This is a genomic window from Methylophilus sp. YYY-1 (assembly GCF_029132825.1).
GTDB classification, from domain to species: Bacteria; Pseudomonadota; Gammaproteobacteria; order Burkholderiales; family Methylophilaceae; genus Methylophilus; species Methylophilus glucosoxydans.
Genome location: NZ_WOVG01000003.1, coordinates 1 through 12,931, shown reverse-complemented (window position 1 = coordinate 12,931; position 12,931 = coordinate 1). Strand labels below are relative to the sequence as shown.

Annotated in this window: 5 protein-coding genes; all 5 read left to right on the top strand. The window is 48.4% G+C overall.

From position 1 onward, the window contains the following. Positions 1 to 88 precede the first annotated feature (88 nt). Positions 89 to 2,233 carry a type I secretion system permease/ATPase gene (locus GOC95_RS09280; protein ID WP_275356803.1) on the top strand — a complete coding sequence of 715 codons (2,145 nt, stop codon included), beginning with the start codon at positions 89 to 91 and terminating at the stop codon, positions 2,231 to 2,233. A 2-nt stretch (positions 2,234 to 2,235) separates the two neighbouring features. Next, positions 2,236 to 3,648 (top strand): HlyD family type I secretion periplasmic adaptor subunit, encoded by a 1,413-nt coding sequence (locus tag GOC95_RS09275; protein WP_194746987.1) that lies wholly within the window; start codon positions 2,236 to 2,238, stop codon positions 3,646 to 3,648. Positions 3,649 to 3,653: 5 nt separating this feature from the next. Further along, the gene (locus tag GOC95_RS09270) at positions 3,654 to 4,328 is read left to right on the top strand and encodes a response regulator transcription factor (RefSeq protein ID WP_275356802.1); all 675 of its coding nucleotides are present in this window, start codon (positions 3,654 to 3,656) and stop codon (positions 4,326 to 4,328) included. A gap of 220 nt (positions 4,329 to 4,548) precedes the next feature. Next, positions 4,549 to 6,357, top strand: coding sequence for a TolC family outer membrane protein (locus tag GOC95_RS09265; protein ID WP_194746985.1), 1,809 nt, complete (start codon positions 4,549 to 4,551; stop codon positions 6,355 to 6,357). Between the two features lie 206 nt (positions 6,358 to 6,563). Beyond that, on the top strand, positions 6,564 to 12,931 hold a 6,368-nt coding region (locus tag GOC95_RS09260), incomplete at its 3' end, for a retention module-containing protein (protein ID WP_275356801.1).

Below are 12,931 nucleotides of genomic sequence, written 5' to 3'. Positions count from 1 at the left end.
TTTTGATATCAATTAAAACACCATACAATCAATCTTGCTAATCAGTCGCTGATATCACTCGGACAAGGATAATAATAAGTCATCTGCCATGGAAACGACGCAATACTTCAATAAAACCGAGAAAGACGCTCTGCTGGAGTGCCTCCTTTATATTTGCCGCCATAACCGGTTGGCCACTACACGCGACGCCCTGATTTCAGGCTTGCCGTTGCAGAATGGCAAATTAAACCCCGAATTATTCAAACGTTCTGCGGAGCGTTTGCAACTGGAGGTGACGGTCAAGCAAGCGGCCATCCCAACATTGCTGCAACCGCAGGTGGATGTCACTTTGCTGTTGAACAATGACCGGGCCTGCCAGTTGATTCAGGTTGATCAGTCGCAGCATTTTGCCCAGGTTATTTTCCCTGAGCTGTCTTCTGAACCGGTCACCATCAGTCTGGCGGATTTGGCTGCGCAATATACCGGCTATGCCTTGATTACCCGGCAAAATTTCATTTTTGATGCACGCACGCCTGAGGTGGGCCGTATCAAAGTCCGGCACTGGTTCTGGGGCACGCTAGCCGAAAACCGTGCGATTTACCGCGATGTGATGATTGCCGCATTGCTGATTAACCTATTTGCGCTGGCCATGCCGTTGTTCACCATGAACGTCTATGACCGCGTGGTGCCCAACAAGGCTGTTGAGACTTTGTGGGTGCTTGGCTTAGGCGTAGCGCTGATTGTGCTGGGGGATTTACTGTTACGTTCAATGCGTACCTATTTTCTGGATTGGGCCAGTGCGCGTATTGATGTGAAACTCAGTGCACAGATTATGGAAAAGGTCCTGGGCACGCGGTATGAAGCCAGACCGAATTCCGTTGGCTCGTTTGCTTCCAATCTGCGTTCGTTTGAAAGTGTGCGCGACTTTATTACTTCAGCCACCGTGGTGACGTTGATCGACCTGCCGTTCGGGATTATTTTTCTGGTGGTGATTGCCTGGATCAGCCCGTTGATGGTGCTGCCCGCTGTGATTGGCGGTGCCATTGTGCTGATCTACTCACTGAGCGTGCAAACCAAACTGCATGACCTGTCTGAAACCATGTACCGTGCCAGCGCACAGCGCAATGCCACACTGATTGAAAGCCTGGTTGGGCTGGAGACGGTAAAATCCATGGGCGTGGAAGGGCAGATGCAGGGCAAGTGGGAGAAGAGTGCGCTGTTTCTGTCAGAAGTCGGCAGCAAGATCAAACTGCTGTCTTCATCGATTACCAACGGCACTTACGCCTTACAGCAGATCATTAGTGTCGCCATCATTATTCTGGGTGTTTACCTGATCTCAAATGGTGATTTGACCATGGGCGGTTTGATTGCTTGCTCGCAATTGACCAGCCGTGCCCTGGCGCCGATTTCACAAATTGCCAATCTGTTTACCCAGTACCACACTGCGGCGACTTCGCTGAAATCGCTGGATGACATTATGGGCAAGCCGGTTGAGCGTAGTAAAGGCATGAATTTCCTCTCGCGCCCCGCGTTCAAAGGCGAAATCGAGTTTAAGAATGTCTCCTTTAAATATCCTGGTTCGGATGAGTTTGCCTTGCAGCGGGTGTCTTTCAGGATTCAAGCGGGTGAGCATGTTGGGCTGATCGGACGGATGGGCTCTGGCAAGACGACAATCAACAAGCTGATTCTGGGCTTGTACCAGCCAACCGAAGGCGCGATTCTGATTGATGGCATCGACGCGCGTCAAATCGATCCGGCCGAATTACGTCGCAGCATTGGCTATGTGCAGCAGGATAATCACCTGTTTTTTGGATCGTTGCGTGACAACATCACGTTGCGTGACCCGCATGCCGATGATCAATCAGTCTTGCAAGCGGCTCAGGTGGGGGGCATTGCCGAGTTTGTCAATGCGCACCCCAAAGGCTTTGATCTTGAAATCGGCGAGCGTGGCGATACGCTGTCTGGTGGTCAGCGCCAGGGGGTGGGGATTGCACGAGCGTTTGTGACTCATCCGCAAATTGTGTTGCTCGATGAGCCGACCAGTGCCATGGATCACTCAGGCGAAGAAAGCGTTAAGCGCAGAATTGGCGAAGCCATTGCCGGAAAAACGCTGGTCGTGATTAGTCACCGCAACGCGATGCTGGAGCTGGCGGATCGGTTGATCGTCATTGACTCTGGCCAAGTGGTTGCAGATGGCAGCAAAGAAGACGTGACTGCAGCATTGCGTGCGGGCAAAGTGGGTAAGGCAAGATAATCATGGCAAAAAAAATATACGATCAAATTGGTCAGATTACCAAACCAGACAGTATTTGGGTGCGCCTGGGTAAGCCTGTACACGCGCTGGTGGATAGAATTGTCAAAACCGAGACAGCGGAATCGCGCACCTGGGTGGAGCAGGCGCATGATGTGATGGTTGAAGACACCATGCTGCATGCCAAGCTGATCATGTATTCTATCCTCGGGATCTTGGTAGTTTTGCTGGTTTGGGCCGGCATTGCCAAGGTTGATGAGGTAACCCGTGGCGAGGGGCGTGTGATTCCGTCACGTCAGGTGCAGGTTGTGCAATCTCTGGATGGTGGGATTGTGACTGACATCATGGTACAGCTGGGGGATACGGTTAAACGCGGTCAACCCTTGATCAAGATTGATGAAACGCGGGCGATCTCCTCCCTCAAGGAAAACGAGAGTCAGTACCTTTCTTTGACGGCCAAAGAGGCGCGACTGAAGGCATTGGCGAATGGCGGTAGCTTTAACCCGCCCAGCGAGGTGCAAGAAAAAGCGCCTGATACCTATTTGCAAGAGCTGCAGCTATTTAACGCTGCCAGAGATGAGTTGAATTCGCAAATCAATATTGCACGTGACCAACTATCGCAACGTGAACGTGAACTATCGGAAGTGCAGTTTAAGAAAGAAGTGGCGATCAAGACGTATGAGTCTACCAGTAAAGAGCTCGCTGCCAATCGCCCTTTACTCAGTAGTGGAGCGGTTTCGGAGATTGAGATTTTGCGCCTGGAGCGTGATGCAAACCGTGCCAAAGGGGATATTGATCAGGCATCGGCACAGATGTCACGATTGACCGCCGCGATTTCAGAAGCGCGCCGCAAGGTTTCTGAAGCACAACAATCCTTCATGAGCAAAGTCCGCACAGATTTGAATGAGACGACTGCCAAAATCAACAGTCTGACACAATCCAGTGTAGCGCTTTCAGATAAAGTAAAACAGTCGACACTGACTTCGCCGGTGAACGGCAAAATCAGCAAGCTTTACTATAATACGGTAGGCGGCGTCATTCAGCCTGGTAAAGAAGTGATGGAGATTGTGCCAGGCGATGATGCACTGGTGATTGAAACCAAAGTACAAACCAAGGATATCGCCTTTATCCGGCCGCAACAGCCGGCAGTGGTCAAACTCACGGCCTACGATTACACTATCTATGGTAGTTTGGATGGTGTTGTAGAAGATATTGCTGCAGATTCCACCATAGACGATAAAGGTAATGCATATTATGTCGTTAAAGTGAGGACAACCAAGAATAATCTTGGCGACCATCTGCCGATTATTCCGGGGATGGTGGCACAGGTAGATATCCTCACAGGTAAAAAAACGGTGCTGTCTTATTTATTAAAACCAGTGTTAAAAGCTAAATCGTACGCATTGACCGAGCGCTAAAAACTATGAAGCATATATTTATCACGACCCTCAAAAACGCAATCGAGTCCTGGCAAAAGGCCTTTCCTCAATCAACCCTCATTTCTGATGTGATTTCTGCAGATATTGCAGGGGCACCCATCATTTGGGTGCATGCGCAACTAGAGCAGGGCAGCCTTTGGCGTCAATCTGTGCAACACATTCTTCGCGTGTTGCCTGCCGCCAAAGTCATTGTCCTCTCCAATAACCCCGAGCAAGTTGAAGCCATGCAGGCGCTGGAATCAGGGGCGGTAGGCTATTTGCATGCGTATGCACATCCGAATGTGCTCAAAGAAGTTTCTAGTGTGGTTTCGCAAGGCGGAGTCTGGCTGGGGCGTGATGTGCTCAAGCACTTGATTAGCCTCACAACCGGTGGCAAGGCCATGTCAGTTGTGCCAGACGACATGTTGGAGAATCTGACCAAGCGCGAGCGAGAAGTGGCGTTAGAAGCCGCCAAAGGAAGTAGCAATAAAGAGATTGCCCGCTTACTGGCCATCTCCGAGCGTACAGTAAAGGCCCATCTCACTTCAGTATTTGATACGCTTAAAGTGCGCGATCGGTTGCATTTGGCTTTAGTTCTGCAGGGGCAGTCCACGCCGGGACATTTTGCCGGTAATGTGGGCATCAAAAATGCCAGCTTAAATAAATCTCAACTAAATTAACGTATAATAAATAAGTTAACGCATATATTTACCGTGTAAATATATGAATATATGAAGGTTTTTTTGAGTTTTTATGTTGCGTCAATTCCATTTTTTTGACTAATTACACTAAATTTATCAAAAAGTTTGTGGTTTATTGCGGCGACCACTCTTGTGCAGGCTTAGTTCCGTGGTTATACTGATTTTGGATGAATCTTTATAACTTGTTAAGAGTCTGCAAATGAAACTAAAAAAAATTGCCTCAGCGCTCCTCGTGGGCGTGTTCTCTTATTCTTCGTTGGCCTGGGCGGCGAGTCCTGAAAGTCTCGAAAAAATTATCGAGAAAGCAGTATCAGAGAACCCAGAAGTTCAAGCGAGCTTTCATGCATTTAAGTCAGCGGAACTGGATGAATCTGCGGCCAAAGGCAAATATCTGCCAAACGTCACTGTAGATCAGGTGTTCAGAAATCAGGAGCGCCTGACCCCTAATGTAAGCAATACCTACTCTCCAAACCAGCAATCCACCCTGACTCTGCGTCAAATGATTTTTGATGGCCTGGCGACCCCATCAGAAGTTGGTCGTCTGGACCATGTGGCTAAGTCACGTTTCTACGAGTTGCAAGGGCAGATGCAGGCAGTAGCGTTAGATACCGCCACGGCTTACTACGATTTGATCCGTTACCGCCGCTTGGTCTCTTATGCTCAGGATAACTTTGTCGTGCACAAGCAAGTCTTTGATAAGATCAAGTCTCGTGTAGATGCCGGCGTAGGTAAGAAGGTTGACCTTGAGCAAGCAACAGGCCGTCTTGCTTTGGCCGAGGCTAATCTGGTGACGGAAACAAATAATTTGTACGATGTTTCTGCGCGCTTTCAGCGTCTGGTAGGTGAGTTGCCGCCGGAGAATCTGAATGAAGTGATGATGACTGGCGATGGTCTTGCTCCTTCAGCTGATCAGGTGTTGGATGCTGCTTACAAGCAAAACCCGAACGTTCTGGCTGCGATCGAAAATATTATTGCGGTTGAAAAATCTGTTTCCGGTCGTAAAGCTGCCTTTATGCCGCGTGTTGATTTGCAAGGCCGTAAAATTATAGACGTCAACGATAAAAGTAGACTCAGTACTTTAGCTGCCGATACGCTGGAAGTGACTGCGAGCTGGAATATTTTCAATGGCTTTACGGATAAATCCAATCTGGACTCCGCGGTTGAAACCCTGAACCGCTCACACGACTTGCGAGACAAAGCGTGTATTGATACCCGCCAACTGGTTGCAATTTCTTACAACAGCATTAAGCAACTGACTGAGCAAGTGGCTTACCGCAAACAGCATCAGGATTCGATTGAAAATGCTCGCTTGGCTTATCGCAAACAATACGAAATCGGTCAGCGTACCTTGCTTGACTTGCTGGATACTGAAAACGAATACTTCCAGTCACGTCGTAACTTCACTATTGCGGAAATGGATTTGAATACGGCCTATGCAAAAACGTATGCAGGTCAAGGCTTGTTGCTGAGCAAACTCGGCGTTACACGCACAGATGTGGGTGATTATCCTCGTGAAGAGTACATGGATCGCGAGAATGTGTGTAAAGCAGTAGTGCCTGAGCAAATCGTGCCCGATAAAGCAGCATTGCTGGCAAATGCCAAGCCATGGGAAGGTAGTGGTGAAGCCTTTAAGCCTAAAGCACAAGAAAAGGCGACCATGAAATTTACGCCACGCATTCTGTTCCAGGCTAATAGTGCGATTATCTTGCCAGAGTCCTATGCCGACCTGGATATTGTGAATGATATTGTCAAAGAGTGGGGCAACGACAAGGTTGAGATTGCTGGCCACACGGACAAGCGTAGTACTTCCAAAGAAAAGTACAATCTGCTGCTGTCTGAAAAACGTGCAAAAGCTGTTGCCGACTATCTGATCAAAAAAGGCACTGATGCTAAGCGCCTGGTTGTTAAGGGCTATGGTTTCTCACAGCCGATTGCTGAAAACGATCCAGTTGAAGGTAACGATGCCAACCGTCGTGTAGAAATTATTCGTTTCCAGGCTGTTGAGTAACTATTCCAAGACGATTAAGTTGTTTAAATGAAAGCGGAGTCATTTGACTCCGCTTTTTTTTATATCTCTACGCGTTATGACTTTTAAATTACTTAAGCGTTTTATATCCCAAGTTTCATACTGTACTTTAGTACAATAGATTTTCATTGTTTACTCGCGTTTAATACGAGACTATCAAAATTGTCTCAACTTAAAGTGAGGAAAAAATGGCTACTGTGATCGGTACAGTTACAAACGTTCAAGGTATGGCAATTGTTGTGGATGCAAATGGCAGTCGCCATATGTTGAAACAGGGCGAAACGCTGCATGCAGGAGATAAAGTAATTACTGCCTCTGGCGCAGCCGTTACTGTGAAACTTGCAAATGGTGAAATCGTTAATTTTGCCGAAGCGCAAACCGTCAAAATTACAGATAACCTTGCGCAAGTTGATGTATCCGATGTCACAGAAAATGCTGTTAACCAAGCTGTATTTGATGCCGTTTTAACTGCCTTGAATGAAGGCCGCGATGTTACTGAGGTGCTTGATAACCCGGCAGCCGGTGAAGCTGGTAGTGATGGTAATGCCTCCTTCGTTAACTTGGATCGTATTCAAACGCCTGATGCAGCAGGGGCTAACTATAACGGCGGTAATGGTGCCGGCGCAGATGCAGGCGCAGTAAATATTCCTCCAAACTACGTTTACCTCTTACCCGCAACCAGTTCACCCACTGTTACATTACTTAATGATCAAGCACCAGAAGGCCTGTTGAGTGCAAGTGAAGTCACGAATGGTCAAACGACAGCGCGTATCGGGCTGCCAATAGGCGTCGAGCCAGGTGATGTTGTGAATGTGGTGCATAACACTGGTTCAATTACGGTTACTTTGACAGCTGAAATTATTGCAGCAGGATTTGTAGATGTTAGCATTCCTGTACCCTCAAGCCTGGAAGGTCAAACACTTTTAGTCTCTGCATCTGTGACAAATCAGTCGGGTCAGACTTCACCTACAGCCTCAGACTCTGCGCTGGTTGACACCACTCCGCCTGATTTAAGCAAGATCAGTGGCCAATTACCTGAAACAGTGATTGATGATACAGGTGCAAGCCAAACAGACAATATAACAAACAATCGTAATCCGACTTTAATTGGTACTACTGAGTTGGTGACTGATCGTGTTGTTGTGACGATTGATGGTAAAGACTACACAGCTACTGTGTCAGCTGGGCCTAATGGTACAGCCGTATGGACAGTGCCTTTAACGGATGCTGCTTTAGGCAATGGAACATTTACACCAATCATTACAGTCACTGATCTGGCAGGGAATGTAAGCACCAAAAATAGTGAGACATTTACCGTAGATATTAATGCACCGGAAGTCACAATCACACTAGATTCCAACATTGCAGGTGATGGTGTTGTGAACCTGACAGAGTCTCAGTCTGCGGGTATTCCTGTGACAGGGACAGTAACAGGCGAGTTTAAAACAGGTGATGTTGTAACCATTACTGTCAATGGTAAAGACTTTACCGGCGCGGTAGATGCAAATGGTAAGTTTACAATCAATGTTCCAGGTGCTGACCTGGCGGCAGACCCAGACAAAACGGTTGACGCAAAAATCACTACAACTGATACAGCAGGTAACTCAACCACTGCCACCACCAAGCAAGCTTACGATGTGGACACCACCCCGCCTGATTTGAGTAAGATTAGTGGTGAGCTTCCAGAAACAGTTGTGGATGATACAGGTGTCAGCCAAACCGATAATATTACAAAAAATACGCAACCAACCTTAACTGGTACGACTGAGAAGGTTACCGATAAAGTCGAAGTGACGATTGATGGTAATAAGTATACCGCGACAGTGACAGCGGGTCCGAATGGCACCGCGGTATGGAGCCTCAGTCTTAAAGATATAAACGCTGCTCCATTAACCAGCAAAACTTATACTCCTGTCCTGACCGTGACAGATTTGGCTGGTAATGTAAGCACCAAAAATAGTGAGACATTTACCGTAGATGCTGATGCACCGAAAATCACAATCACACTAGATTCCAACATTGCAGGTGATGGTGTTGTGAACGTGACAGAGTCTCAGTCTGCGGGTATTCCTGTGACAGGGACAGTAACAGGTGAGTTTAAAACAGGTGATGTTGTAACCATTACTGTCAATGGTAAAGACTTTACCGGCGCGGTAGACGCAAATGGTAAGTTTACAATCAATGTTCCAGGTGCTGACCTGGCGACAGACCCAGACAAAACAGTTGATGCGAAAATCACCACAACTGATATCGCAGGTAACTCAACCACTGCCACCACCAAACAAGCTTATGATGTTGACACTACTCCGCCTGATTTGAGCAAGATCAGTGGCCAATTGCCTGAAACTGTGATTGACGATACCGGTGCAAGTCAAACGGACAATATCACCAAAAACCAAGCCCCTACTTTGATCGGGACGACAGAAAACGTCACTGATAAAGTGGTGGTTACAATTGATGGTAAAGACTACACAGCCACAGTATCAGCTGGACCTAATGGTACCGCTGTATGGACCGTGCCTTTAACAGGGGCTGCTTTAAACAGTGGAACATATACACCAATCATTACAGTCACTGATCTGGCAGGGAATGTAAGCACCAAAAATAGTGAGACGTTTACCGTAGATGTTGATGCACCAAAAGTCACAATCACGCTAGATTCCAACATTGCTGGTGATGGTGTTGTGAATCTGACAGAGTCGCAGTCTGCCGGTATTCCAGTAACAGGCAAAGTTGCTGGTGAATTTAAGGCGGGTGATATAGTCACCATTACTGTAAACGGTAATAACTATACCGGCGCTGTAGACGCAAATGGTAATTTCTCAATTAAGGTCCCTGGTGCAGATTTGGCTGGTGATTCTGACCGCACTGTAGATGCAAAAATCACTGTCACCGATGTAGCAGGCAACTCAACAAGTGCTAGTGATACACAAGTTTATAGCGTTGATGTAGCACCCCCAGCTTTAGCGATCAGCCTGGATGCAAACGTTGCTGGTGATGGTATTGTGAACGTGGCTGAATCGACTGCTGCTTCCATCCCAGTGACTGGTACAGTGAGTGGTCAATTCAAGGTAGGCGATATTGTCACCTTGACCATTAACAACAAAACCTTCACAGGTGCAGTGTTGGATGGTGGTAAGTTCTCCATCAATGTTCCTGGCGCAGACCTGGCGGCTGATACTGACAGCACTATTTTTGCGAGCGTGACCACAACGAATACTGTAGGTAACAGCGCAACCGCCACTGATACACAGACATATACTGTGAACTTGTTGCCTCCAGCCTTGGCGATCAGCCTGGATGCAAACGTTGCTGGTGACGGCATTGTGAACGTTGCTGAATCGACTGCTGCAGCTATCCCTGTGACTGGTACCGTGAGTGGTCAATTCAAGGCCGGCGATATTGTTACCATTACGATCAATGGTAAAGACTTCACTGGTGCTGTAGCGACCGACGGTACATTCTCTATTAAAGTCCCTGGTGCAGACCTGGCAGCTGACCCTGACAGCACTGTCTTTGCGAGCGTGACAACAACGAATGCTGCTGGTAACAGCGCAACCGCAACTGATACGCAGACTTACACCGTGAACTTATTGCCACCAGCCTTGGCAATCAGCCTGGATGCAAACGTTGCTGGTGACGGCATTGTGAACGTTGCTGAATCGACTGCTGCAGCCATCCCAGTGACTGGTACCGTGAGTGGTCAATTCAAGGCAGGTGACATTGTTACCTTGACCATTAACAACAAAACCTTCACAGGTGCAGTGTTGGATGGTGGTAAGTTCTCCATCAATGTTCCTGGCGCAGACCTGGCGGCTGATGCTGACAGAACAATTGAAGCAAGTGTGACCACAACGAATGCTGCTGGTAACAGCGCAACCGCAACTGATACGCAGACATACACTGTGAACTTGCTGCCTCCAGCCTTGGCAATCAGCCTGGATGCAAACGTTGCTGGTGACGGCATTGTGAACGTTGCTGAATCGACTGCTGCAGCTATCCCTGTGACTGGTACCGTGAGTGGTCAATTCAAGGCCGGCGATATTGTTACGATTACGATCAATGGCAAAGACTTTACCGGTGCTGTAGCGACCGACGGTACATTCTCTATCAAAGTCCCTGGTGCAGACTTGGCCGCTGACCCTGACAGCACTGTCTTTGCGAGCGTGACCACAACCAACGCTGCGGGTAACACTGCAACCGCGACGGATACGCAGACTTACACCGTGAACTTATTGCCTCCAGCCTTGGCAATAAGCCTGGATGCAAACGTTGCTGGTGATGGCATTGTGAACGTTGCTGAATCGACTGCTGCCGCCATCCCAGTGACTGGTACCGTGAGTGGTCAATTCAAGGCCGGTGACATTGTTACCTTGACCATTAACAACAAAACCTTCACAGGTGCAGTGTTGGATGGTGGTAAGTTCTCCATCAATGTTCCTGGCGCAGACCTGGCGGCTGATGCTGACAGAACAATTGAAGCAAGTGTGACCACAACGAATGCTGCTGGTAACAGCGCAACCGCAACTGATACGCAGACATACACTGTGAACTTGTTGCCTCCAGCCTTGGCAATCAGCCTGGATGCAAACGTTGCTGGTGACGGCATTGTGAACGTTGCTGAATCGACTGCTGCAGCTATCCCTGTGACTGGTACCGTGAGTGGTCAATTCAAGGCCGGCGATATTGTTACGATTACGATCAATGGCAAAGACTTCAGCGGTGCTGTAGCGACCGACGGTACATTCTCTATCAAAGTCCCTGGTGCAGACTTGGCAGCTGACCCTGACAGCACTGTCTTTGCGAGCGTGACCACAACGAATGCTGCGGGTAACACTGCAACCGCGACGGATACACAGACATACACTGTGAACTTGTTGCCCCCTGCCTTGGCGATCAGCCTGGATGCAAACGTTGCTGGTGACGGCATTGTGAACGTTGCTGAATCGACTGCTGCAGCTATCCCTGTGACTGGTACCGTGAGTGGTCAATTCAAGGCCGGCGATATTGTTACGATTACGATCAATGGCAAAGACTTCAGCGGTGCTGTAGCGACCGACGGTACATTCTCTATCAAAGTCCTTGGTGCAGACTTGGCAGCTGACCCTGACAGCACTGTCTTTGCGAGCGTGACCACAACGAATGCTGCGGGTAACACTGCAACCGCGACGGATACACAGACATATACCGTGAACTTGTTGCCTCCAGCCTTGGCGATCAGCCTAGATGCAAACGTTGCTGGTGACGGCATTGTGAACGTTGCTGAATCGACTGCTGCAGCTATCCCCGTGACTGGTACAGTGAGTGGTCAATTCAAGGCAGGTGACATTGTTACCTTGACCATTAACAACAAGACCTTCACAGGTGCAGTGTTGGATGGTGGTAAGTTCTCCATCAATGTTCCTGGTGCAGATCTGGCGGCCGACTCAGACAGCACTATCCTGGCAAGTGTAACAACGACCAATGCTGCTGGTAACAGCGCAACCGCAACTGATACTCAAGACTACAAGCTGGCAATTAATCCAAACCTGTTTGCAACCATTGCACTGGATGCTAATTTTGCCGGTGATGGCATCATCAACATTGAAGAAGCCAAAGCGACTTCCTCGATTCCCGTAACTGGTACAGTGGGTGGTGACGCTAAAGTTGGTGATCCAGTGGTAGTCACTATTAATGGCAAAGATTACCCAACGACTGTAATCACCCGTGCGGATGGCAAGCTGGGCTTCAGTGTGAGTGTTGCCGGTAACGAACTTGCCGCTGACTCTGATAAAACAATTGATGCAAAAGTGACTGTAAGCGATAACGCTGGCAATTCATTAAGTCAGTCAACGCAGCTCACTTATACAGTCGACCTGACGCCACCTAAGGCAGAGATTGCCTTGGATGCTAACTTTGGTGGTGATGGCATCATCAACATTGAAGAAGCCAAAGCGACTTCCTCGATTCCCGTAACTGGTACAGTGGGTGGTGACGCTAAAGTTGGTGATCCAGTGGTAGTCACTATTAATGACAAAGATTACCCAACGACTGTAATCACCCGTGCGGATGGCAAGCTGGGCTTCAGTGTAAGCGTTGCTGGTAACGAACTTGCGGCTGACTCAGACAAGACCATTGAAGCGAAAGTGACTGTTACAGACAACGCTGGCAACACAGCTAGCCAGTCTACACAGTTGACCTACACACTGGACCTGACGCCACCTAAGGCAGAGATTGCCTTGGATGCTAACTTTGGTGGTGATGGCATCATCAACATTGAAGAAGCCAAAGCGACTTCCTCGATTCCCGTAACTGGTACAGTGGGTGGTGACGCTAAAGTTGGTGATCCAGTGGTAGTCACTATTAATGGCAAAGATTACCCAACGACTGTAATCACCCGTGCGGATGGCAAGCTGGGCTTCAGTGTAAGCGTTGCTGGTAACGAACTTGCGGCTGACTCAGACAAGACCATTGAAGCGAAAGTGACTGTCACAGACAACGCTGGCAACACAGCTAGCCAGTCTACACAGTTGACCTACACACTGGACCTGACGCCACCTAAGGCAGAGATTGCCTT